General features: G+C 56.1%; 24 protein-coding genes. 14 read left to right on the top strand and 10 right to left on the bottom strand.

Annotation, left to right across the window (positions count from 1 at the left end):
* Nucleotides 1–398: 398 nt before the first annotated feature.
* From thrS to B7G66_RS09960, 3 genes are read right to left on the bottom strand one after another with little or no spacing between them, the layout of a single operon-like run.
* A complete protein-coding gene (gene thrS, locus B7G66_RS09970) occupies nucleotides 399–2,321 on the bottom strand; it encodes a threonine--tRNA ligase (RefSeq protein ID WP_050772130.1) in 1,923 nt (640 codons plus the stop codon).
* Nucleotides 2,318–2,824, bottom strand: a complete 507-nt coding sequence (locus B7G66_RS09965) for a Fur family transcriptional regulator (protein ID WP_003617531.1) — start codon at nucleotides 2,822–2,824, stop codon at nucleotides 2,318–2,320. Before B7G66_RS09965 ends, thrS begins: the two co-directional genes overlap by 4 nt.
* Nucleotides 2,821–3,438: a DUF1826 domain-containing protein gene (locus tag B7G66_RS09960; protein WP_048859151.1), complete on the bottom strand. Its 618-nt coding sequence runs from the start codon at nucleotides 3,436–3,438 to the stop codon at nucleotides 2,821–2,823. Before B7G66_RS09960 ends, B7G66_RS09965 begins: the two co-directional genes overlap by 4 nt.
* Nucleotides 3,439–3,632: 194 nt before the next feature.
* Here B7G66_RS09960 and folE point away from each other — a divergent pair, with 194 nt between their 5' ends.
* From folE to cysS, 7 genes are all read left to right on the top strand, one after another.
* Nucleotides 3,633–4,244: a GTP cyclohydrolase I FolE gene (gene folE, locus B7G66_RS09955; protein ID WP_003617534.1), complete on the top strand. Its 612-nt coding sequence runs from the start codon at nucleotides 3,633–3,635 to the stop codon at nucleotides 4,242–4,244.
* The gene (hisI, locus tag B7G66_RS09950; RefSeq protein WP_003617536.1) at nucleotides 4,241–4,750 is read left to right on the top strand and encodes a phosphoribosyl-AMP cyclohydrolase; all 510 of its coding nucleotides are present in this window, start codon (nucleotides 4,241–4,243) and stop codon (nucleotides 4,748–4,750) included. The genes folE and hisI overlap by 4 nt, the downstream gene beginning before the upstream one ends.
* Nucleotides 4,751–4,763: 13 nt before the next feature.
* Nucleotides 4,764–5,993, top strand: coding sequence for a zinc metallochaperone GTPase ZigA (gene zigA, locus B7G66_RS09945; protein WP_003617538.1), 1,230 nt, complete (start codon nucleotides 4,764–4,766; stop codon nucleotides 5,991–5,993).
* A gap of 35 nt (nucleotides 5,994–6,028) precedes the next feature.
* A complete protein-coding gene (locus tag B7G66_RS09940; protein ID WP_040510397.1) occupies nucleotides 6,029–7,192 on the top strand; it encodes an S-(hydroxymethyl)glutathione dehydrogenase/class III alcohol dehydrogenase in 1,164 nt (387 codons plus the stop codon).
* A gap of 17 nt (nucleotides 7,193–7,209) precedes the next feature.
* Complete coding sequence (locus tag B7G66_RS09935) at nucleotides 7,210–7,770, top strand: LbetaH domain-containing protein (protein WP_003617541.1); 561 nt, start codon at nucleotides 7,210–7,212, stop codon at nucleotides 7,768–7,770.
* A gap of 100 nt (nucleotides 7,771–7,870) precedes the next feature.
* Nucleotides 7,871–8,326, top strand: a complete 456-nt coding sequence (locus B7G66_RS17360) for a DUF1176 domain-containing protein (protein ID WP_159107961.1) — start codon at nucleotides 7,871–7,873, stop codon at nucleotides 8,324–8,326.
* Nucleotides 8,323–9,738: a cysteine--tRNA ligase gene (cysS, locus tag B7G66_RS09925; protein ID WP_003617544.1), complete on the top strand. Its 1,416-nt coding sequence runs from the start codon at nucleotides 8,323–8,325 to the stop codon at nucleotides 9,736–9,738. Before B7G66_RS17360 ends, cysS begins: the two co-directional genes overlap by 4 nt.
* 254 nt (nucleotides 9,739–9,992) lie before the next feature.
* Here cysS and B7G66_RS09920 read toward each other — a convergent pair whose 3' ends face one another.
* Nucleotides 9,993–10,907 carry a LysR family transcriptional regulator gene (locus B7G66_RS09920; protein ID WP_003617550.1) on the bottom strand — a complete coding sequence of 305 codons (915 nt, stop codon included), beginning with the start codon at nucleotides 10,905–10,907 and terminating at the stop codon, nucleotides 9,993–9,995.
* A gap of 196 nt (nucleotides 10,908–11,103) precedes the next feature.
* On the opposite strand from B7G66_RS09920, the gene B7G66_RS09915 reads away from it, so the two are divergent.
* From B7G66_RS09915 to B7G66_RS09890, 6 genes are all read left to right on the top strand, one after another.
* On the top strand, nucleotides 11,104–11,415 hold the full coding sequence (locus B7G66_RS09915) for a DUF1330 domain-containing protein (protein WP_003617552.1): 312 nt from the start codon (nucleotides 11,104–11,106) through the stop codon (nucleotides 11,413–11,415).
* A gap of 14 nt (nucleotides 11,416–11,429) precedes the next feature.
* Nucleotides 11,430–12,338, top strand: coding sequence for an aldo/keto reductase (locus B7G66_RS09910; protein WP_003617554.1), 909 nt, complete (start codon nucleotides 11,430–11,432; stop codon nucleotides 12,336–12,338).
* Between the two features lie 81 nt (nucleotides 12,339–12,419).
* Nucleotides 12,420–12,980 carry a flavodoxin family protein gene (locus B7G66_RS09905; protein ID WP_003617561.1) on the top strand — a complete coding sequence of 187 codons (561 nt, stop codon included), beginning with the start codon at nucleotides 12,420–12,422 and terminating at the stop codon, nucleotides 12,978–12,980.
* 142 nt (nucleotides 12,981–13,122) lie between these two features.
* Entirely contained in the window at nucleotides 13,123–13,866 is a 744-nt protein-coding gene (locus tag B7G66_RS09900; protein WP_040510403.1) for an SDR family NAD(P)-dependent oxidoreductase, read from the top strand.
* Nucleotides 13,841–14,923, top strand: a complete 1,083-nt coding sequence (locus tag B7G66_RS09895) for a zinc-dependent alcohol dehydrogenase family protein (protein ID WP_231106289.1) — start codon at nucleotides 13,841–13,843, stop codon at nucleotides 14,921–14,923. Before B7G66_RS09900 ends, B7G66_RS09895 begins: the two co-directional genes overlap by 26 nt.
* Before the next feature lie 49 nt (nucleotides 14,924–14,972).
* Nucleotides 14,973–15,833 carry an aldo/keto reductase gene (locus tag B7G66_RS09890; RefSeq protein WP_003617566.1) on the top strand — a complete coding sequence of 287 codons (861 nt, stop codon included), beginning with the start codon at nucleotides 14,973–14,975 and terminating at the stop codon, nucleotides 15,831–15,833.
* A 44-nt stretch (nucleotides 15,834–15,877) separates the two neighbouring features.
* Here B7G66_RS09890 and B7G66_RS09885 read toward each other — a convergent pair whose 3' ends face one another.
* The 3 genes from B7G66_RS09885 to B7G66_RS09875 all read right to left on the bottom strand — a co-directional run bounded on the left by B7G66_RS09885 (nucleotide 15,878) and on the right by B7G66_RS09875 (nucleotide 18,106).
* Nucleotides 15,878–16,105 (bottom strand): tautomerase family protein, encoded by a 228-nt coding sequence (locus tag B7G66_RS09885; protein ID WP_003617568.1) that lies wholly within the window; start codon nucleotides 16,103–16,105, stop codon nucleotides 15,878–15,880.
* 10 nt (nucleotides 16,106–16,115) lie between these two features.
* Nucleotides 16,116–16,859 (bottom strand): SDR family oxidoreductase, encoded by a 744-nt coding sequence (locus tag B7G66_RS09880; protein WP_003617570.1) that lies wholly within the window; start codon nucleotides 16,857–16,859, stop codon nucleotides 16,116–16,118.
* 242 nt (nucleotides 16,860–17,101) lie between these two features.
* The gene (locus tag B7G66_RS09875) at nucleotides 17,102–18,106 is read right to left on the bottom strand and encodes an aldo/keto reductase (RefSeq protein WP_231106290.1); all 1,005 of its coding nucleotides are present in this window, start codon (nucleotides 18,104–18,106) and stop codon (nucleotides 17,102–17,104) included.
* A 232-nt stretch (nucleotides 18,107–18,338) separates the two neighbouring features.
* Here B7G66_RS09875 and B7G66_RS09870 point away from each other — a divergent pair, with 232 nt between their 5' ends.
* On the top strand, nucleotides 18,339–19,262 hold the full coding sequence (locus tag B7G66_RS09870; protein WP_003617574.1) for a LysR family transcriptional regulator: 924 nt from the start codon (nucleotides 18,339–18,341) through the stop codon (nucleotides 19,260–19,262).
* A 67-nt stretch (nucleotides 19,263–19,329) separates the two neighbouring features.
* On the opposite strand, the gene B7G66_RS09865 is transcribed toward B7G66_RS09870, so the two are convergent.
* The 3 genes from B7G66_RS09865 to B7G66_RS09855 form a co-directional block, all read right to left on the bottom strand.
* Nucleotides 19,330–19,884 (bottom strand): flavodoxin family protein, encoded by a 555-nt coding sequence (locus tag B7G66_RS09865; RefSeq protein WP_003617575.1) that lies wholly within the window; start codon nucleotides 19,882–19,884, stop codon nucleotides 19,330–19,332.
* Nucleotides 19,885–19,916: 32 nt separating this feature from the next.
* Complete coding sequence (locus tag B7G66_RS09860; RefSeq protein WP_003617578.1) at nucleotides 19,917–20,636, bottom strand: carboxymuconolactone decarboxylase family protein; 720 nt, start codon at nucleotides 20,634–20,636, stop codon at nucleotides 19,917–19,919.
* Between the two features lie 105 nt (nucleotides 20,637–20,741).
* Nucleotides 20,742–21,685, bottom strand: a 944-nt coding sequence (locus B7G66_RS09855) for an aldo/keto reductase (RefSeq protein ID WP_048859148.1), incomplete at its 5' end; no start/stop codon positions are given.

The following is a 21,685-nucleotide window of genomic DNA, read 5'->3' as shown; positions in this document are numbered from 1 at the left end:
AACCTGAAGGCCGCAGGTTCAAATCCTGCCCCCGCAACCATACGCTAAGTGATTGATATCACACGGTAAAAGCCACCCAAACGGGTGGCTTTTTTGTTGCCCAAAATCCCACGCAGGAAACACATAGGAAACAAATGGAAAGGTACCAGGGCGGGATTTTGTCGAGGTTCACAAGTGTGTGATCTGCGCTATCCCTACATGAGGGCGCGCGGAATAGCACACTAGGCTATTCGAGAGTGCTGGGATCCCGTCTAACCGCACCAGGTTCTGGACGATACCTTCGTCACGATAACTGAATCAGGCACCCGTGGCGGACGAGTGGCGGGGAAGGTACTGATTATGCTTAGGATACTGATAATTGACAATGAAGATGGTCGGGAAAGCGTAAGTCTGAACTATTACGCTGCAAAGACCCGCGTCAGACGAGAGTGCGACGCGCTGGCCAGCAGGTCGATGGCCGTTTCCGTAGCTATTGTTGGTGTATCCGGGCTTCCATACTCCCGGATGGAAACGGTTCCCGCCTCTGCTTCCTTCTTCCCGACGATCAGCAGCACAGGCACTTTCGCGAGGCTGTGTTCGCGGACCTTGTAAGCGATTTTCTCGTTACGCAGATCGGGTACCACGCGGACGCCACGCTGGCGGAGTGCTTTGATCAGATCGTCCGCGTAATTGTCTGCGGCGGCGGTGATCGTCGCCACCACGACCTGAACGGGTGCGAGCCAGAAAGGCAGGTGGCCGGCATGGTGCTCAAGGAGAATGCCGATGAAGCGTTCCAGAGAACCGAACAAGGCGCGGTGCAGCATGACGGGCGGATGCTTGTCCCCATCGGCACCGATATAATGCGCGTCCAGACGCTGAGGTAGATTGAGATCGACCTGAACGGTTCCACACTGCCAGTCCCGCCCGATTGCATCACGCAGTACGAATTCCAGCTTGGGACCGTAAAAGGCGCCTTCCCCCGGATTGCGCGTGTAGGAAAGACCCGAAGCTTCGACCCCACGCCGTAACGCTTCTTCCGAGCGGTCCCAGATCTCGTCCGATCCGACACGTTTTTCAGGTCGGTCAGAGAATTTGATACGGACATCGTCGAAGCCAAAATCCTTATAGATTGAGAGCACGAGATGGCAGATTCGCTGCGTCTCGGCCTCCATCTGCTCCGGTGTGCAGAAAATATGTGCGTCATCCTGCGTGAATGCGCGCACGCGCATGAGGCCATGCAGCGCCCCTGACGGTTCGAAGCGGTGGACCTTGCCGAATTCCGCCATCCGCAGGGGCAGGTCGCGATAGCTCTTCAGGCCATGACGGAAAACCTGCACGCCACCGGGACAGTTCATGGGCTTGAGGGCGTAGGTGCGGCCTTCGGTCTCGGTGGTGAACATGTTCTCCCCGAATTTTTCCCAATGGCCGGACGCTTGCCAGAGAGACAGATCCATAATGTCGGGCGTATTGATCTCTACATAGTTCTCGGCCTGCTGGCGCGCGCGTAGATAGGCGAGAAGCGTCTGGAACAGCGTCCAGCCGTTTGGATGCCAGAACACTGCTCCCGGTGCTTCAGGCTGGAAATGGAACAGATCCATCTCACGTCCGAGGCGACGATGATCGCGTCGTGCCGCTTCTTCCTGACGTCGCTCCCACGCCGCCAATTCGTTGGCATCACGACAGGCCGTGCCGTGAATCCTCTGCAGCATCGGATTGTTCCGATCGCCTTTCCAGTAGGCCCCGGCGGTGCCGAGAAGCCGAAATTCGTGTCCGATCTGCCCTGTGCTGCCGAGATGTGGCCCTCGACAGAGATCGACGAAATTGCCCTGTCGGTAAAAGCTCAGGACGGCATCAAGAGGTAGGGACCGGATGATCTCCGCCTTGTAGGGCTGTCCGTTCTCCTGACACCAAGCAAGGGCGCTCTCACGCTTCCATTCTTCGCGGATGATCGGCTCGTCCCGATCGACAATCTCGTGCATGCGGGCTTCGATCCGAACGAGATCATCATCCGTGAAAGCGCGCTCAGCAGCGAAGTCATAGAAAAATCCCTGCTCCGTGGCTGGTCCTGTCGCGAGTGCGGTGCCGGGAAAGAGTTCGCTGACGGCCTGCGCAAGAACATGTGCGGTGTCGTGCCGGATCAGGGAAAGTGCATCGGCGTCCGACCGGAAAACAGGCTCAGAAGGTCGGTCGCCCGACAAGAGTGTCGAATGGTCGAAGAGAGCGCCGTCCACACGCCGGGCTAGAACATCCTTTGGGGAATATGATGCGGAACGGGAAGCAATGGTGGTCGATGACATGGGAGAACCTTGACGAAGAAGGGCGATGAGAGGGCAGCGGCTCATTTGGGGGCGCGTGTCGGAAGATCGTTCTGATTGGGGTGTTGCGACGCGGATGAGAAAGAAGGACAGGTACTGCACTGCGCGCAGACGCCCTGTATTTCCATCACCCGGTGCCTGACCTGGAATCCAAGGGTCTCGGCTGCGCTGTCAATCAACTGACAGGATGACGTGTTTTCAACCGCCTGCGCGGCGCCACATCGATCGCAGATACAGTAGACGAGGCGCGACGGATCGCCTGTCCGGATCCGCACGAAGGCATTTCGACTTTCGAGCCGCCCAACGAGCCCGTTGGCGATCAGCTTTTCTAGGGCTCGATAAATTGTAGGCGGGGCGAGGCGTCGGCGATCCGAACGACTGACACATCGGAGGATATCGTAAGCTGATAACGGGAAGTCTGTTTCCGTCAGCACCTCGATTACGTCACTCAGCAAAGATGTGATCCGACCATTCGGAGCATTGGAAGCCTGATGGACGCCGCGAGAGGGCTGTGTGACATGTTCTTTCATCGGGAAACCGTATCCATCACAAGGATTGGCCCCGGCATCGCGCCGTTTGGGACACTGGCCGGGAGACGATGGAGGCAGCCAGGTTCGCCTTCAGCCGCCCCCTTGATAAACGCAACGGCGAAAGGCGACAGGGCACTGACAATGCCGCTCTTCGGGTCCTGACTGCCGCACCACTCCGCCCCGGTGCGCCCATAGCCGCAGATCAGCCTGAGTACATCGGGGGGCAACTCGAACGTAGCCTCACCACTGGGGGGCGTCATCAGTCGGATGTGCTGCCGGACGCCGCCCGTCAGAGCACCGAACAGAGAGGACAGATCCCTGACATCAGTCAGAATGACGGGAGGCCAATCCTGACGCACAGCCGGGGTCGCAAGGCAATCCGCGATCTCCGAAGGCGTGCCGAAGAGAGTGAGGGGAGATGAGGAACTCGACCACTCTGTGAGGGATATCTCCCATGCCATCGGAACCCTGCGGCCCCATACGACCATATCGACATCGGGCCGTTGCAGATCCATCACGACGGCCGCGTGAGCGCACGCAACCACATGCGGTGCGGGACAGGCTAAGGCGGCGTCTTCTGGCGTATCGATCTTTGGCGCCGGCCAGCTCTCCATGAACAACATGGCACCGGGACGACCCTGATCGTTGAAGACTGGAGATTCTGGTTTTGGTGATGGGAAACGTGAGATTTCCGCCATTGGATGAGGCTGTGTGGAAATAGGCATGGCTCCGGAGCTTGACGGGAAGTGGATGATGCCCATAATGTTATATTATAACATAACATAGTCAATGGCGGTATGAGGGCTGAATGGACGCACTGATTGAAACGTCCCGGAAAGTGCGGGCGCGACCGACACGGGCTCAGGCGGAAGAGGCGGTGCGGACTTTGCTCGCCTGGACCGGTGACGATCCCGATCGTGAGGGGCTTGTCGGCACGCCCGACCGGGTGGTGCGGGCCTATGAGGAGTTTTTCGAGGGGTATCAGGATGATCCGGTCGCTCTTCTGGAGCGGACCTTCGAAGAGACCGGAAACTATAACGAAATGGTGGTACTGCGCGACATCCGGCTGGAATCCCATTGTGAACATCATATCATTCCGCTGATTGGTAAGGCGCATGTGGCCTACCTGCCCGACAGGCGGGTGGTCGGCATCAGCAAGCTGGCGCGTCTTGTGGACGTCTTCGCCCATCGCCTTCAGATTCAGGAAAAACTGACAGCCCAGATCGCCGACACGATCCAGAGTGTTCTTCAGCCGCGCGGCGTCGCGGTCGTGATCGACGCGGCGCACCAGTGCATGACCACACGTGGCGTACACAAGCCGGGCGTCAGCATGGTGACCAGCCGCCTGCTGGGCGAGTTCGAGACGTCGGAATCCTTGCGTCGCCAGTTCTTCGCTATGGCGGGAATAGGGGGCGTATGATGGGCGAAGCTCCCCCTTCTGCATCAACAGCGTTCCAACCTCGTGTCTCTATCGAGCAAGTCGAGGAAGGAACCGATCTCGCCCCGCGTTTCGACGTCAGGGGACTGCTGACCGTGGTCACGACGGACGCAGAGAGTGGGGATGTGATGATGGTCGGCGTCATGAACGCCGAGGCGCTTGCCCGCACCATCGAAACCCGTGAGGCGCATTACTGGAGCCGAAGTCGCCAGTGCCTCTGGCGGAAAGGGGCCACGAGCGGGCTGATCCAGCATGTCATCGAAATGCGGATCGACGACGATCAGGACGCGGTCTGGTTGCGCGTGCGCACTGCGGGCACAGGAGCGAACTGCCATGTGGGTTATCGAAGCTGCTTTTACCGGCGTGTCGATCTCCCTGCTGATGAAGTCGTTTCGGCGTCATTGGCTGAACTCGTCTTTTGCGAAACGCACAAGACCTTCGATCCGGTCGCTGTCTATGGCGACGTCCCGAACCCGACCCAGCTCTAGAGGAGAAACACCTATGGACAAGAGGCTTCCCGTCACCGTGCTGTCCGGCTTTCTGGGCGCGGGTAAGACGACCTTGCTCAATCATGTTCTGAATAACCGCCAGGGCTATAAGGTCGCGGTCATCGTCAACGACATGAGCGAGGTCAATATTGATGCTGATCTCGTGCGCGAGGGCGGCAGCAATCTGTCGCGCACCGATGAGAAACTGGTCGAAATGACCAATGGCTGCATTTGCTGCACGCTGCGCGATGATCTGTTGCAGGAAGTGCGGCGGCTCGCGGAGGAGCGGAAATTCGATTATCTGCTCATTGAATCCACGGGCATCGCGGAGCCGCTGCCTGTCGCCGCGACGTTCGAGTTCCGTGACGAGAATGGCGTCAGCCTGAGCGATATCGCACGGCTGGATACGATGGTGACGGTCGTGGACGCGGTCAATCTCCTGCGCGACTATTCCTCCAGCGATTTTCTGAAGGATCGGGGCGAAACAGCAGGGGAGGACGACGAGCGCGCACTGGTCGATCTGCTCGTCCAGCAGATCGAGTTTGCCGATGTCGTGGTCATCAACAAAGTCTCTACCGCCACGCCGGATCAGGTGGACGCGGCACGGAAGATCATTCGCGCGCTGAATGCGGACGCCGACATCATCGAGACCGATATGGGGCGGGTTCCTGTTGAACGGATACTGAATACCGGTCGCTTCGATTACGACAAGGCGCACCAGCATCCGTTGTGGTTTAAGGAACTTTACGGGTTTGCCAATCATGTTCCTGAAACGGACGAATATGGCATCCGCAATTTCGTCTACCGGGCGCGGCGTCCGTTCGAGCCCGCAAAATTCCAGGCCTTTCTTGACCGGAACTGGCCGGGTGTCGTGCGCGCCAAAGGTCATTTCTGGCTGGCCACGCGCCCGGACTGGGTAGGAGAAATGAGTCAGGCCGGAGCCCTTGTGCGGAGCGAAGCAATGGGGTTGTGGTGGGCCGCGATTCCGAAAAACCAGTGGCCGGACAGCGATCAGTGGCGGGATTTCGTTCTGGGGAACTGGAATTCCGTCTATGGCGACCGGCGGCAGGAAATCGTCTTCATCGGCACGGCGGAGATGGATGAAGCAGGACTGCGCCGGGACCTTGATGCCTGTCTTGTGCCGGATCTCGGAGATACCCCTTTCGAGCCGTCACGCTACGCACGCCTCCCCGATCCTTTTCCGGTCTGGCGTCGCCAGTCGGAAAGTCTTGAGCCGGCCTGAACGAGTAATCACACATCATTTTGAGGACTATTTTCATGAAAACTCGAGCTGCTATTGCGTGGGAACCTAACATGCCGCTTGAGATCGATCTGGTTGATCTCGAAGGCCCGAAAGACGGTGAGGTTCTGGTTCGTATCGTGACGACGAGCCTGTGTCATACAGATATGTTCACCTTGTCAGGGCATGATCCGGAAGGACGCTTTCCGTGTATTCTCGGTCACGAAGGGGTAGGTATCGTCGAGGATGTGGGCAAAGGCGTCACCTCTGTTGCTCCGGGTGATCATGTCATTCCGCTCTATATTCCCGAAGACCCGAACTGCCCGATGATCCGCTCGGGCAAGACCAATCTCTGCTCGACCATCCGCGAGACACAGGCGCTTGGGCTGATGCCCGACGGTACGAGCCGTTTTTCTTACAAGGGTCGCCAGATCTTTCATTACATGGGCACCAGCACGTTCAGTGAATACACCGTGTTGCCCGAAATTGCCGTGGCGAAGATCACCAAAGATGCACCGCTTGCCAAAGCCAGCGTCATGGGGTGCGCCGTCCCGACAGGCATGGGCGCCGTGCGGAACGCAGCCAGGGTGGAAGCAGGCTCGACCGTGGCTGTCTTTGGTCTCGGCGCGATTGGCATGGCCGTCATTCAGGGGGCTGTCATGGCTGGTGCTGCAAGGATCATCGGCATCGACACCAATCCGGCGAAGTTCCTGTTGGCCCGAAATCTGGGTGCGACCGATTTCGTCAATCCGACCGATCATACCGATCCAATCCAGAAAGTGATCGTCGAGATGACGGGCGGCGGAGTGGATTATTCATTCGAGGCGATCGGTCGCGTCGATGTCATGCGCGCGGCTCTTGAGTGTTGCCATAAAGGCTGGGGCGAATGCACGGTTATTGGTGTCGCTGGGGCTGGCGAGGAGATCTCGACGCGACCTTTCCAGTTGATCACGGGGCGGGTCTGGCGGGGCACGGCCTTTGGGGGCGTAAAAGGGCGTTCGCAGTTACCCGGCATGGTCGATGAATGGCTGGCTGGCAAGTTCAGCGTCGATCCCTACATCACCCACAACATGACGCATGACCGGATCAATACGGCCTTTGATCTTCTTCATCGGGGAGAGGCCATTCGCTCTGTCATGCACTATCAGCCAGGCGAAACCCTGTCGAATGACCTGCCTGGCGTAATTCTGACCGATCTTTAAGGAGATGAAACGTGGCTATGCTGAGACCAAATCCGCGTGGTGATTTCCCCGTGGTTTCTGAAAGCGCCTTTGTCGACCCGACCGCGATCCTGTGCGGTCATGTGATCGTCGAAGGCGATGTCTTCATCGGCCCCTATGCCGTTATTCGTGCTGATGAATCCGATGAAAATGGCCATGTCGAGCCCATCCGGATCGGGAGTGGATCGAACATTCAGGATGGTGTTGTCATCCACTCGAAAGATGGTGCGGCCGTGACAATCGGATCGCGCACATCAATCGCCCATCGCTCGATCATTCACGGTCCCTGCACTGTTGGAGACGAGGTATTCATTGGCTTCAATTCCGTGATTTTCAACTGCACAGTCGAGCGTGGTTGTGTGGTGAGGCACAACTCCGTCGTCGAGGACTGCGTCTTGCCTGCGGAGTTCTATATTCCATCCACGACGACGATTCATTCGAATACGGATCTGCTGACGATCCCGCAGGTCACGCAGGATGCGACAGCTTTTTCTGAAAGCGTCGCGGAGATGAATGTCAGTCTGGCGCGGTCCTATCGACGCATTGCAAACGAACTTTAGACGTCTTGGGCTAAGGGCGCGTTTGAGTAGGCTGGCATGGGTGATTCTGGCGCTCATGTCCGGGCAACGGGTGTCACCGGGATATACACGGGAAACGGAGATGCCTGCTGCGGTGCGGCAGGTGATTCCTGATGATTGTGTCCATTACCGACAGAACCCGTCCGGCCGTCTTGCCTTTCGGGTCTGGTCCTTGCCGCCTGCGAGTGACGGACACCGTATATGGCTTCTTCCTTGCTCGGTTACTCCTGCCAACACGACGCAGGTGGTCGTCTGGGAAGATCGGACGGGCCACGCGGAGTTACTGATGTTTCGACGTTGGGATCAGGATGTGTGGTCTTCGACGCCTTACCTGTTCAATGTGACCTATGACGAACGAACGGGTGTTTTGACCTCCTTGTACAGGGAGGATGCCTTGGGCGATTGCGGCACATGGACGGTCTGGCGTGCCGACTGGGGCCACTTCATCATGCGAAGCCTGGAGGCCAAGACGGTATGTGATGGACATGAAGGTCCATACCGTCTGATTTATTCTTCAGAAGGAGATCATCCGTCATGACGCAGACAGGCGACGGCGAGAAGAATGCTCACCCTCTGCGGCTCACGAACACACTGTCTCGCAGCAAGCAGATTTTCGTACCGCGTGATCCGAACCGGGTCACGATGTATGTCTGTGGACCGACCGTCTATAACTACGCCCATCTTGGGAATGCGCGTTCGGCTGTAGTTTTCGATCTGCTGTATCGTATTTTGCGACACTCCTACGGACGTGTCCTGTACGCCCGTAATTTCACCGATGTCGACGATAAGATCAACGCCGAGGCGGTCCGCACGGGGCAACCGATCGGGGCGATCACCGATCGGTTTATCAGTGCCTATCATGCTGACATGGCGGCTCTCGGTGTTCTGCGGCCAGATTTCGAGCCGCGTGTGACGGAGCACCTCTCCGACATCATCGCCCTGATCGACCGGTTACTTGAAGCAGGTCATGCCTATCAGGCGGCGGGACATGTTCTGTTCCACGTCCCGTCCTTCGCCGATTATGGCCGACTGTCGGGTCGGAGCCGCGAGGATGTCATTGCAGGAGCGAGAGTGGAGGTTGCGCCGTTCAAACGTGACCCGGCCGATTTTGTTCTATGGAAGCCGTCCTCGGATGACGCGCCGGGCTGGGAAAGTCCGTGGGGGCGGGGACGGCCTGGATGGCATATTGAATGCTCCGCGATGACGGAGCATTGTCTCGGTCTGCCGATCGATCTTCACGGCGGCGGTCAGGATCTGATTTTTCCGCATCATGAAAATGAGATCGCACAGAGTGTGAGCGCGCGAGACGGTGCTGCTTATTGCGATTTTTGGGTGCATAATGGCTTCGTTACCGTTGACGGGCGCAAAATGTCGAAGTCTCTCGGAAATGTTGTTCTCGCGCACGATCTTCTGGAACGCCACGATGGTCAGACGATCCGCCTTGCTCTTCTGTCCGCCCATTACCGCCAGCCCCTCGATTGGTCAGATAAACTTCTGACAGAGTCAGGTCGTGCGCTTTCGCGCTTGAAGCGTCTCATAGCAGACACCGCCTCGTCTGATCACGATGCTTGCGCAGTGCCAATTGTTCGTAATCGCGTAGTTCAGGCATTAGCAGACGATCTCAACACGCCTGCTGCCATGACGGCGCTTTTCAGTATTGCGCGCGAACTTCGCCATGCTGATCATGTCGCAGAACGCAGTCGATTGAGGCGTGAACTCGTTGAAGCTGTGACGTTACTCGGTCTGAAGCATGACAGCCCGCCGGATTGTCTATCTCAAGGAACGGATGAAACATCTAATGCAGCTTTGGCTGAAATGGTGGCACAACGTGATGTGGCGCGACGCCGGAAAGATTATCAGGAAGCGGATATCTTACGTGATGCACTTCTCCTGAAGGGTGTCGTTCTTGACGACACGCACGAAGGAACAAGGTGGCGGAGGATTTATTAAGCGTATTATTTGCTTTTGATTCGTCCTGACTAAACGAGGACCATTGCGATCTACGTCATATAGCGCTGCGCAATAGTGATCGAGCGAGGGGCGCATGAGGTAATTGATATCAAGCGGTCATTGATGGCCTGGCTCCACATGGGGAAGCCTTCTTGTATAAAACCTACAGTCAAGTGTTGGATCTTTTTCTGAATTATAAACATTCTAGACCGAATAGGAAAACCTGATGTCAAGAGGGCAATTGGAAGAGTAGGTTATGACTTTCTGCTGTGATCAGAGTGTGTAAGAGATTTGGCGATAGTATCGACAACACAGCGCAGTTTGAGCGGCATAAAACGTGTGGTTGGCCATACTGCATACGTATCAAAGCGGGGCATTGAGAAATTGGGAAGAAGCCGGAGTAGGCGTCCGCTTTCTATGTGATTGTGGGCAAGCCAATCGGGTAGGCATGCAACACCAGCTCCGGCCAAAGTAGCGTCGGCAATTGCATCATAACTATCGAACTGGAGGCGCGGGTTGAGGTCTGCTTTTTTTCTTTCTCCGTCGGAAAGAAAAAAAGTCCATGGGAATGTTTCTCCCTTGTGCAAGTAAGCCAATGTCTGATGTTGCCCGAGATCGTCAATGTCTCGCGGGATAGCGCTATTTTTCAAGTACGTGGGAGATGCACAAACGACTTTTCCTTGAGTCGCCACAACTCTTACATCGAGACCCATATCAATGCCAGGTGAGTGATTGCGAATGGCAAGATCATATCGGTCACCAATAAGGTCCACCGTGTGATCGCTAAAATGAAGATCCAGTTTGAGCTGGGGGTATTGCGTCGCGAGATTCACCAGAATGGGCGCAACGCAATGACGACCAAAAAGAAGAGGCATGGTGATACGCAATTTTCCGGCGACCTCATGCCTGCCTGATTCCAGAAGCTCAGCTCCTTCTTTCAGTTCATGAACAGCGCGCAGGCAGCGTTCGTAATAGATCAGGCCTTCCTCCGTGAGGCTGATAGTGCGCGTCGTGCGATGGAAAAGCCGGACACCAAGACGCTCTTCAAGTCGAGCAATCGTTTTGCCAACGGCGGATCGTGAGAGCGCCAGATGGGAGCCAGCGACTGAAAAACTGCCAGCTTTGATTACTTCAATAAACACGTCCACACCGTCAAAACGATCTCTCATGAAACGCTTAACTCCCTTTTCTTTGGCGATCTACAAGCTACACCATGTAGCGAAAATATCCCCAATATTAGCCTTAAAATATCTTACGGTTCTTAAGAATCTACAATATGATTTTCGTTAATTGAATTGTCGACCTCATTAGAGCCGGGCCGAGAGCCGTTTTGCCCGGACGGTCGCGCGATAAAGGAGAGAACTGATGGCAGGTCGCGCTCAAGGTTACCTTATAAGCAACTTTACGGTGACGGATCCGGAACTGATGACCCAGTACAGCCAGCTGGCAGGTCCACTGGCAGAGTCTTATGGCGGCGAAGTCGTTGTTGCTGTGTCCGATCTCGCAACCGTGGAAGGTCAGGCCCAATCAACGTTGATCGTGATCCGTTTTCCGAGCCTGGCCAAAGCCGAAGCGTTTTATCAGGACCCGGCTTACGCACCAGTGAGGGACCTGCGGGTCAAGGCGACAACAGGTGGCTTTCTGGCGCTTGTGCCAAGTCTGCCGATCATACCGTAAGGGCGAGTAAGCTCATGAGTATTCTTCGCAAAACATTTCGCCTAAACGCAGAGACGGAAATTCCGGCCGTTGGTTTCGGGACATATCTGATTGAAGAGACAGATGTCGCGAGCGCTGTTCGTGCGGCCATTGGCGTTGGGTATCGTCACATTGATACAGCTGAAGTGTATCACAACGAAGCCGGAGTTGGTGCCGGCATTCGAACTGCTCTGGTTGATAATGGCCTTACAAGGCGTGAAATTTTCGTAACGACAAAGCTCTGGCCTGGTGCTGCGGAATGGGGCGAAACCCCGAAGACTTATGCTCAGACACTTTCCGCATTCGATGAGAGCGTGAAACGTTTGGGGCTCGACTATATCGACCTCTACCTGATCCATTCTCCTCACGGTGGAGCGCGTCGTGTCGAAGAGTGGCGTGCGCTTATCGATCTCAAGAAGGCTGGCAAAGTACGGAGCGTCGGTGTCAGCAATTTCACCGACGCTCATATCAATGAAATAAAGGCTGCTGGTCTGGCGCTTCCCGAAGCAAACCAGATCGAGCTGCATCCCTGGTCGCAGAAGCCTGACCTGGTCGGCTATATGCACGAGCACACGATTGTGCCGATCGCCTATAGCAGCCTTGCTCCGCTTTCCACATGGAGAGCCGGTCAGGAGAGCGCCAAACCTGAGGCCGAAAAGAAGGCAGATGGTGTCTTCGCAACGATGGCCGCAAAATACGGTGTCACGGAAGCACAGTTGCTCCTCCATTGGGGCGTGCAAAATGGTTACGCGATCCTGCCGAAAAGCCTGAACCCGGAGCGCATGAAGCAGAACCTCGCTCTCGATGGTTTTGAAATTGATGCCGAGGATATGGACGCCATTCGCAAAATGGATCGTGGCGCGGGCATCGCATGGTCAATGGGTGATCCGACAAAGGTGTCCTGATCAGGAGAGCAACGACGCATGCTTTTAGATCACGACCTTAAATTCTCAATAATCAGTTCTTAACACAACGGAGTTTCCCTTATGAAAATCGCTATCGTTTATGACAGTGGCTACGGTCATACCGCCAAACAGGCACAGGCCGCCGCCGATGGCGTCAATCGTGTCGACGGGGTCGAAGCCATTCTTCTGCCTGTTGCCGAGAATCCCGCGCCTTGGGATCTGCTGCAGGAGTGTGATGCGATTATTTTTGGATCGCCTACCTATAATGGTTCACTGTCGGCACGTCTGAAGAAGTTCATGGAAGATGCGACCGGTCCGGTCTGGACATCCATGAAGTGGCGGAACAAGATTGCTGCGGGCTTTACCAATTCAGGCGCTATGCACGGCGACAAGCTGAACTCCCTCATCGGCATGGCGCTGTTTGCTGCCCAGCACAGCATGATCTGGGTGGGGCTGGACCTGTTCGCCAGCACCAACCCCGAAGACATGAACCGGATCGGTGGTTGGCTGGGTGCAATGGCGCAGTCTGATAACGCCTCGCCCGACGTCACCCCGATCAAGAGTGACCTTGAGACTGCCGCTCATCTGGGGCAGCGCGTCGCCGAGACCACAAAGCAGTTCATTGCCGGGAAGACCGCCTGAAAGGATAAATCTAGTTCATTCTGTTTTGAAAATAATGATGGACCGGAGTGATGTCACATATTTCTCCTGACGTAATGACTAATTTCGTGAGGTCAGGAGATGGGGGCGGACATGCTTCCCCCCTTCGTAAAGGATACCCAACATGAAAACAGCTTTGGTCACGGGTGCAGGGCGCCGGGAAGGGATCGGTTTTGAGACCGTTCGACAACTGGCGCAACAAGGTATGCAGGTTTTTCTCTCGGCACGCTCTGTCGAAAAAGCTCAGCAACTCGCGCAGGTCCTTCGTGATGAAGGCTTGAACGTTTCGGCTTTACAACTGGACACGACAGATCCTGAGAGCGTCACGCAAGCCGTGCGGCGCATTGAGGAGCAGTCTGGCAGACTGGATGTCCTGATTAATAATGCGGCCATTATGGCATTCACCCCAGTCACCGACTTCCGCACAGATCTCGATGCCGTAAGGCAGCAATTTGAGGCCAATCTGATCGGCACCTGGCGGCTGTCACAGGAGTGTTTCCCGCTTCTGCAGGCGTCTGGTGATGGACGGATCGTCAACGTCTCCAGTGGCGCGGGTTCTTTCTGGGATCCTGATTTTGGGCTGGTGAACAATCCGGGATTTGAAATGAGCAAATTCGGTGACGTTCCCATTGGATCTTATGCCCTGACCAAGCTGGCCCTGAACGGTCTGACGATCAAACTGGCCAAAGACTTCAACAAGGCTGGAATTCTTGTCAATTCGGTATGTCCCGGATTGGTGGCGACCTATCCAAACTCGCCAGGGCGCCCTGTTGAGGATGGCGCGCGCAGCGTCGTTTGGGCCGCCAATATCCCGGCAACTGGTCCGACAGGTTTGTTCTTCCGTGACGGCAAACAACTGCCATGGTGAAATTCCTTACTCTGACTTCGAACCGACTTTCCAAGGATTGGCCAGTATGCGTGCATATGAACTAAACGGGGCCAATGGCCTGGCCAGTGTGAGCCTGACAGAACGTCCTGAACCAACGGCTCTGCGTGGGCAGATCCTGATTGAGATGAAGGCCTGGTCTCTCAACTATCGTGACCTTCTGATTATCAACGATAATTATAATGGCCTTCGTCCTAAAGGCGCGTTGGCACTCTCCGATGGGGTCGGCGAAGTTATTTCCGTGGGCCCTGACGTCACGCGCTTTAAAGTCGGCGATCGGGTGAGCCCAACATTTTCCAGCACCTGGATTGCGGGCCCTATGACAGCTGCAGATCCACCGAAATTTCGCGGAGCACTGGTTGACGGAGTGCTCGCGGAGAGGATCGCATGCGACGAACAGCATGCGGTGCGTGTTCCTGATTATCTTTCAGATGCCCAAGCAGCGACCTTGCCTTGTGCGGCGTTGACGGCGTTCAATGCGCTGTTCGGGCCTCGCCCGCTTGTGAGTGGCGAAACTGTTCTCACTTTGGGTACAGGCGGCGTGTCGAGTTTTGCCATTCAGCTTGCCGCCAAAGCTGGAGCCCGTGTCATCTCGACCTCTTCAAGTGATACTAAACTCGAGGAAGCCAGGAAGCTTGGGGCGACTGACCTTATCAACTATCGCAAGCATCCCGAATGGCAGCAGGAAGTGTTGCGCCTGACGAATGGTCGTGGCGTGGATCATGTCGTAGAAGTTGGGGGAGGCGGCACCATTGAACGGTCTGTAGCCAGCGTCGCCATTGGTGGACAGGTGCATATGATTGGTGCGCTCTCAACTGGAACGCTCAGCCCCCGAACACTCGTTCCCTGGAAAACTCTCCGTGGGATTATGGTCGGATCCCGCGCCGATCACGAGGCGATGAACCGCATGATGGCGTACCATCAGATCCGACCCGTCATAGGCAAGGTTTTCGCGTTCGATGATGCTCTGGGGGCTTATGGCTGCTTGGAAGAGGCCGCTCATACCGGAAAAATTGTGATTGAACGATCCCTGACGTGAGAGTCCATATCGGTTAAAATCAGCGCGTTTGAGTCAGGAGGCACATAATATGACGCAATGCCCTGTAGTGGCACTCAACAACGGCGTGGAAATGCCTCTGCTCGGCTTCGGCGTTTATCAGATGACCAATGCGACAGAGTGCGAAGCCGCCGTTCTGGAAGCACTGCATGCGGGTTATCGCCTGATCGATACGGCCGCTGCTTACGAAAATGAGGAAGCTGTCGGTCGCGCCATCGCTGCAAGCGGTATTCCTCGGAGCGAGATTTTTATCACAACAAAGCTGTGGGTCCAGGATGCAGGCTACGAGACAGCCAAAGCGGCGTTCCACCGTTCCCTGACGCGTCTGAAACTCGATTATCTCGACCTATACTTGATCCACCAGCCTTATGGAGATGTACACGGCTCCTGGCGGGCAATGGAGGAATTGCAGGAAGGTGGCAAGACCCGTGCGATTGGCGTGAGCAACTTTCATCCGGACAGGATCATGGACCTGATCGCCTTTAACCGGATCAAGCCCGCGATCAATCAGATTGAGACGCACCCATTTTGCCAGCAGATTGCCACACAGGCATTTTTGGCCGAGAACGGCGTTCAGATCGAATCCTGGGGACCTTTTGCCGAAGGACGCAACAATCTGTTCAGCAACCCCGTGCTGACGGAGATAGCGTCCCGGCATCATCGCTCCGTTGCTCAGGTCGTACTGCGCTGGCTGCTGCAACGACAGGTTGTCTCCATCCCGAAGTCGGTCAACGCTGAGCGAATTCGACAAAATTTCTCGATATTCGATTTTGATCTCGATGACGCGGATATGGCGTCAATCACGACGCTCGATACGGGACAAACTGCTTTTACGGATCATCGCGACCCTGAGCGTGTCAAACGGATTGCCGAGATACGCTTCAAGACCTGACGGTTATGTGCGTTGGTGTTGGACCACCAACGCACATTGTTACGCTACATAGCGTAGCCGGGCTTTTTGTAGAGTGATGCTTCTTTGTCCTGAATATCGGGTCTATAAATCTGATCACGCCAGTCCGAAGAAGCAACCTCGTTGAAACCAACCGAGACCGCATCGTCCGTATAACCCAGAATAGTGGTAACCTGCTGGGTGATCGCATCCGCCAGACGCTGTTTCTGCTGCTCGGATTTACCTGGCCATAGCTTGACGATGATATGCGGCATTGAGGATTCTTCACCAGGCCTGATTGGCCGGTCCAACTGTAAACTCGTTGATCGTTGTGTCTTCTGGGGCAGAAATCGCAAACGAGACTACGTCGGCAATACGTTCGGGTGGGATAGCATGCTGATCGTATAGCTTTTGCATGGCTGCAGCCGCCCCGGGATCAGAAATGCCGCCGAGCAATTCAGTTTTCACCGCTGCAGGATAAATCGTGGAGGTGCGAATATTGGTACCCTCCATGGCTGACTCCATACGAAGCACCTCCATGAAATCGCGAACGAACCACTTGGTGCCGCCGTAGATCGCGCTGCCAGGGTATGCTTTGAGACCGGCCACTGAGGAAACGGCAATGATCTGACCGTATTTCTGTGCCAGAAAATGAGGCATGGCGGCAGCAACGCCATTCAGAACGCCTTTGATGTTAATGTCGACGGCTGCATTCCATTCGTCCGTCTTCAAGGCGGATACGGGGGCTGTCGGCATTAGACCTGCATTGAGGAAAATAACATCAAGACGACCGTATTTTTCTTTGGCCATGTTGACCAAAGCCTCATTATCGCTCGGCTTCGTTACATCCGTCACGAGGTAGGTCGCTGTGCCGCCATCGTCTTTGATAGCACTGACAATCTCCTTCAGACGCTCTTCTCTGCGCGCACCCAGGACAACGTTCGCACCTTGTTGCGCGAGAAGTCGTGCGGTTGCTTCGCCAATGCCCGAAGATGCGCCGGTGATGAGAACAACTTTATCTTTGATCATGACGTGTCACCCGTATAAATATTTGACTTATTGCGCGTATCGCGCGTCAGAGACGTGCTCTATTCAATCTATTCGTTTGTCATTCTCAACTTCCTGAATAGCGATATTGGGTTAGTGCCATCTCCGGAGGGGCACCATGCCATCATTTTCTGCATGGGGCCGGAAGAGGGATGATCGGATAGGAGGCCATGATAGACCTCACTTGTATTATCTTGAGCGATATGGCTCTCGTCAGAAAACTCCTACCAGGCATAGGCTTGAGGTGCTTCGCCACCCGGCCCAGGCCATATCTCGTCAAGACATCGCATAGCGTCATCTGACAAAGTGATCTTGGCAGAGCGGAGCCCCTGTGTGAGTTGTTCGACGGTGCGTGGCCCGACAAGAGGCGCAGTGACGGCCGGATTGTGAAGCAGCCATGCCAGTGCGACATCGGCAGGCCGCTCACCGAGATCAGCGCAGAGCGCTTCGTATGCCTCCAGTTGTGGGCGATAATGCTCGATCTTCTGCTTCATCGCCGGCGTAGCGCGTCGTCCCGACGCGGCTTTCCTGAGCACGCCTCCCAGCAACCCGCCACCCAACGGGCTCCATGGAATGATGCCAAGACCATAGTGCCGACAGGCCGGAATGACCTCCAGTTCGACAGTCCGTGTTGCGAGATTGTAAAGGCTCTGTTCAGCGACAAGGCCCATTAACATCCGTCGTTGTGCAGCGGCTTGAGCCGTGGCGATGTCCCACCCCGCAAAATTGCTACTGCCAACGTAAATCACCTTGCCCTGCTGCACGAGCAGTTCTATGGCCTGCCATACTTCTTCCCAAGGCGTGGCACGGTCGATGTGATGCATCTGGTAGAGATCGATATGATCGGTCTGAAGGCGTCGCAGGCTATCTTCGCAGGCGCGACGGATATGCAGCGCGGACAGACGGCGATCATTCGGGCCGAGGCCCATGGGTTGATAAGCCTTGGTCGCTAGAATGACGTCTCCGCGTGTACCCCGTTTTGCCATCCAGCGGCCGATAATTTCTTCGGAGAGGCCGAAGCCTTTTTTCATGTCCGGCGATTGCGGACCGCCATAGACATCGGCCGTATCGATAAAATTGATGCCGACTTCAAGAGCGGTATCAAGAATCTGGAAACTTGTGTGTTCATCGGTCACATCACCGAAATTCATCGTTCCGAGACACAGCGAACTGACCTTCAGGCCTGATCGTCCCAGATGCACATAGTCCACAGGAAACTGCCCTTTCATTGTGATCCGGAAAGGCGTCAAACTATTGGTCGCGATCAAGCCCATAGTTGTAAAACAGCCCATTTCCCTCACAGGTTAACTCGGAATATCGTTTTTCGTTAGCGCGTAATCCTGCATGGTGTTGTGAGAGCAATTCATGAGTATTCCATGCTATTAAGAGATGCATCAGTGGTGAAGGGCGCTCTTACGGTTAAATTTCTCTCTGCTTCGTATCGACACATGAACATCACTCATGAAAGGGCATGAGATGCAAATAAGCCGCGCGGACATCGCGGATCTGACGTATTTTATGACGATTGCCAGGCATCGCAGCTTCAGCCGAGCCGCCATCGAACTTGGCGTTAGTGCGTCCGCTCTCAGCCACGCCCTAAAAGCCCTGGAACAGCGTATTGGCGTCCGGTTGCTCAACCGTACGACCAAAAGTGTTACCCTGACATCTGCGGGGGAGAGCCTGATCACAGCGATCGGCGAACCGTTTCAGGTCATCGATACGGCGATGGAAGCCTTGAACCGTTTTCGTGACGCGCCAGCCGGTCGCATCCGCCTGAATGTTGCTGTCGAAGCGGCCAATCTTCTCTTGGCTCCCGTCATCCCGGAATTCATGGATCGCTATCCAGATGTGGAACTGGATGTCGTCGCGAGCAACCGGATGGTCGATGTGACCGACGCCGGGTTCGATGCGGGTATCCGTTACGGCAATACCGTGCCGGAAGATATGATTGCCCAGAGGCTTTCAGCAGATATCCGCTGGATCATCGTGGGCTCTGCGTCCTACCTCGACCGGTTCGGCACGCCGGAGCAACCCCACGACCTGTTGGAGCACCGCTGTATCAGCAACAGGCTCGGCGATGACAGGATCTATCGTTGGGAGCTTGAATGCGAGGATGAGGAAATCGAAATCGCTGTCCCGACGTCGATCACTGTGGATCAGGCCGAAACCGGCCTCAACGCCGTCTTGGGCGGTGCGGGCCTAATGTATCTGCCTGAACCGCTAGTGGTATCCTATCTTTCCGACGGACGATTGATACAGGTTCTGCCGAAATGGACGGCAACTGGCGATGGCTTTTACATTTATTATTCGAGCCGTCATCAACTTCCGACCGGGTTGCGGCTGCTGATTGAGCTTATTCGGGATCGGCGTCCCATGGGGCTATAGTAGTTCCTGCGACTGGTTCTTCAAAATACGCAGGCACCCACTAGCCTTTGAATGTGGCGGCGGGCTGTTAGCCGGCGAGGCGAGCTGTGACTTCTGCGACCCGTCGCCCGAGATGCTCGGCGGTCTTGAGATCACCCGTGGGAGGCGTCACCTCAGGGGGGGCTTCGTCGGACTGCGTTGCCGCTCCCAGCCAGAAGCCGAGACGGTTCAGTTCTTCGCTTCCGCCTTTTCCCGGCAGGAGATCGAGGTTGACCCACACCATGCCGTGCTGTGCCGCAAACATGGCCAGAGAAACCAGTGTGCCGAGCTTGTCACCGCTGAGGGCCCCGGAATTGGTGAAACCCGCAGAAACCTTGCCGGCCCATTTGAGTTGGGTCCACACCGGGCGGGTCGTGGTCTCGAAGAAGCGCTTCATCCGCCAGCCGAGAGCCCCGTTGTAAGTCGGTGAACCGAAAATGATGGCATCGCTGGCGGTCAGTGCCTCCAGGTCGAGCACGCCGTCGTCGCCGACCTTGAAAAGCGTGACTTCGGCTCCGGCTACGGAGCGGACCCCCGTTGCGACCGCTTCGGCGACCTTGACTGTATGACCGTAATTGCTTTCAAAAACGATAGCGATTTTCATAGATTTGTCCTGAAATGAATGAGGGGAAACGGTTAGGCTTCGCGTTTGGCGAAGACGTCCCTGAACACGGGCAGCGCGGACATCGCATTCGGCCAACCCGCATAGAACGCGAGATGGGTGACGACCTCGGAGGCCTGCTCACGGGTCAGACCATTGTCCATCGCGCGTGTCAGATGAAAGGTGATCTGTGCCGACTGGCTGGCCGTCACAAGGGCCGCCACGGTCACGAGGCTCCGGTCACGTGGTGCGAGGCCTGGCCGTAACCAGAGATCACGGAACAGGAAACGGGTCGTGTAATCAACCAGACCAGGTGCCGTCGCCTCGAACTGTTCGCCCACGGTTTTCGCCCGCTGCGCTTCGGCAGGCTCGTCGAGCGGCAGAAACTGATCCGGGATTTCGGCCGGAAGCTGATCGGCGGCGATGCCGCGTGCAGCAAAGACAGCCCCCATCGCGGGGGTTGCTGACAGGGCGTTGGCCCAGCCCGCGTAATAGGCGAGTTGAAGAACGGTTTCAGACAGTTCGGCGGGCGTAACGCCGTTATCGAGCGCATGGTCGGTATAGAGCCCAAGTCCGGCCACCTGACCGCGCGTGATTAATGCCGCGATTGAAATCAGGCTGCGGTCACGAAAGCTCAGGCCAGGACGGGTCCAGACCTCTTTGAGCCGATCAACCGTATGGGTTTCGAGCGCCGGAGAGACCGAGCGCACCAGTTCGGGGGGGAAGGGGCGGCTTGCCGCTTGTATATTGGTCATTGGTGGTTCTTTCCTCAATTCAATTTCCGTGCGTCACGGTTTAAGTATGTGCGTGGTCGTTTCACGCCGAACGCTGGTTTTCTGAAAAAATTGGCTGGATGAACGTCAGACGCTTAGGGGAGGCGCCTCCCGACCGGCCATCGCGCCTTGCGCTGGTGTGTACCTTTCACCTTCCGGGCGAATGCGGGCCGCTTCGGTGTCGATGGCCTGTATGTCGGCGTCCGTCAGGACGATATCCATCGCTGCAAGGTTTTCCTTGAGACGGTCCAGTTTTGTCGTGCCTGGGATCGGCACAATTGAGGGCCGCTGCGCCAGAAGCCAAGCCAGCGCGATCTGTGCCGGGGTTGCTTCTTTGGCCAGAGCGAAGTGTTCCAGGATGTTGACGAACGCCTGGTTCTTTTCGATGGCTTCGGGGGAAAATCGAGGAACACCATGCCGGAGATCACCTTGGGCGAAAGCGGTCGTCTTGCTGATGGCTCCCGTCAGGAATCCCCTGCCGAGGGGGCTGAAAGGAACGAAGCCGATGCCGAGTTCATCGCAGGCGTCTAGAATACCGTTTGTCTCCGGCGCTCTCCACCACAGGGAATATTCGTTTTGGACTGCGGTCACCGGCTGGACGGTATGTGCACGGCGCAGCGTCTGTAATCCCGGTTCCGATAAGCCGAAATGCGTGACCTTTCCTTGGGCGATCAGATCCTTCACGGTTCCGGCCACATCCTCAATCGGGACATCCGGGTCGACCCGGTGTTGATAGAGGAGGTCGATCATTTCCACCCCAAGCCGCTTCAGAGAGCCCTCCACGGCTTGACGAATATGCTCGGGCCGGCTGCTGAGGCCGCGAATCTTGCGCGTTGTCGGATCAATGTCGAAGCCGAACTTGGTGGCAATGACGACTTGGTCGCGGATAGGGCGCAGGGCCTCTCCTACCACCTCCTCATTGAGGAAAGGCCCATAGACTTCGGCCGTATCGAAAAACGTCACGCCCAGATCCACAGCAGCCTGAATAAGTTTTATACCAATTTGTTTTGGCTGTGACTCAGGGGGGGGGG

It is taken from the genome of Novacetimonas hansenii JCM 7643, assembly GCF_000964405.1.
GTDB lineage: Bacteria > Pseudomonadota > Alphaproteobacteria > Acetobacterales > Acetobacteraceae > Novacetimonas > Novacetimonas hansenii.
The sequence above is the reverse complement of the archived record's forward strand: the minus strand, read 5'-3'. Positions and strand labels throughout refer to the sequence as shown.

Excerpts from the sequence above, each read along its gene's own strand:
- B7G66_RS09890 (WP_003617566.1), top strand. The coding sequence starts at position 14,973 with ATGACGCAATGCCCTGTAGTGGCACTCAACAACGGCGTGGAAATGCCT.
- thrS (WP_050772130.1), bottom strand. The coding sequence starts at position 2,321 with ATGAGCCGCTGCCCTCTCATCGCCCTTCTTCGTCAAGGTTCTCCCATG.
- cysS (WP_003617544.1), top strand. The coding sequence starts at position 8,323 with ATGACGCAGACAGGCGACGGCGAGAAGAATGCTCACCCTCTGCGGCTC.
- hisI (WP_003617536.1), top strand. The coding sequence starts at position 4,241 with ATGATGGGCGAAGCTCCCCCTTCTGCATCAACAGCGTTCCAACCTCGT.
- B7G66_RS09920 (WP_003617550.1), bottom strand. The coding sequence starts at position 10,907 with ATGAGAGATCGTTTTGACGGTGTGGACGTGTTTATTGAAGTAATCAAA.
- B7G66_RS09865 (WP_003617575.1), bottom strand. The coding sequence starts at position 19,884 with ATGAAAATCGCTATCGTTTTTGAAAGCAATTACGGTCATACAGTCAAG.
- B7G66_RS09870 (WP_003617574.1), top strand. The coding sequence starts at position 18,339 with ATGAAAGGGCATGAGATGCAAATAAGCCGCGCGGACATCGCGGATCTG.
- B7G66_RS09905 (WP_003617561.1), top strand. The coding sequence starts at position 12,420 with ATGAAAATCGCTATCGTTTATGACAGTGGCTACGGTCATACCGCCAAA.
- B7G66_RS09935 (WP_003617541.1), top strand. The coding sequence starts at position 7,210 with ATGCTGAGACCAAATCCGCGTGGTGATTTCCCCGTGGTTTCTGAAAGC.
- B7G66_RS09915 (WP_003617552.1), top strand. The coding sequence starts at position 11,104 with ATGGCAGGTCGCGCTCAAGGTTACCTTATAAGCAACTTTACGGTGACG.
- B7G66_RS09900 (WP_040510403.1), top strand. The coding sequence starts at position 13,123 with ATGAAAACAGCTTTGGTCACGGGTGCAGGGCGCCGGGAAGGGATCGGT.
- B7G66_RS09960 (WP_048859151.1), bottom strand. The coding sequence starts at position 3,438 with ATGGAGAGCTGGCCGGCGCCAAAGATCGATACGCCAGAAGACGCCGCC.
- folE (WP_003617534.1), top strand. The coding sequence starts at position 3,633 with ATGGACGCACTGATTGAAACGTCCCGGAAAGTGCGGGCGCGACCGACA.
- B7G66_RS09965 (WP_003617531.1), bottom strand. The coding sequence starts at position 2,824 with ATGAAAGAACATGTCACACAGCCCTCTCGCGGCGTCCATCAGGCTTCC.
- B7G66_RS09910 (WP_003617554.1), top strand. The coding sequence starts at position 11,430 with ATGAGTATTCTTCGCAAAACATTTCGCCTAAACGCAGAGACGGAAATT.
- B7G66_RS09885 (WP_003617568.1), bottom strand. The coding sequence starts at position 16,105 with ATGCCGCATATCATCGTCAAGCTATGGCCAGGTAAATCCGAGCAGCAG.
- zigA (WP_003617538.1), top strand. The coding sequence starts at position 4,764 with ATGGACAAGAGGCTTCCCGTCACCGTGCTGTCCGGCTTTCTGGGCGCG.
- B7G66_RS09940 (WP_040510397.1), top strand. The coding sequence starts at position 6,029 with ATGAAAACTCGAGCTGCTATTGCGTGGGAACCTAACATGCCGCTTGAG.
- B7G66_RS09860 (WP_003617578.1), bottom strand. The coding sequence starts at position 20,636 with ATGACCAATATACAAGCGGCAAGCCGCCCCTTCCCCCCCGAACTGGTG.
- B7G66_RS17360 (WP_159107961.1), top strand. The coding sequence starts at position 7,871 with ATGCCTGCTGCGGTGCGGCAGGTGATTCCTGATGATTGTGTCCATTAC.
- B7G66_RS09880 (WP_003617570.1), bottom strand. The coding sequence starts at position 16,859 with ATGATCAAAGATAAAGTTGTTCTCATCACCGGCGCATCTTCGGGCATT.
- B7G66_RS09875 (WP_231106290.1), bottom strand. The coding sequence starts at position 18,106 with ATGAAAGGGCAGTTTCCTGTGGACTATGTGCATCTGGGACGATCAGGC.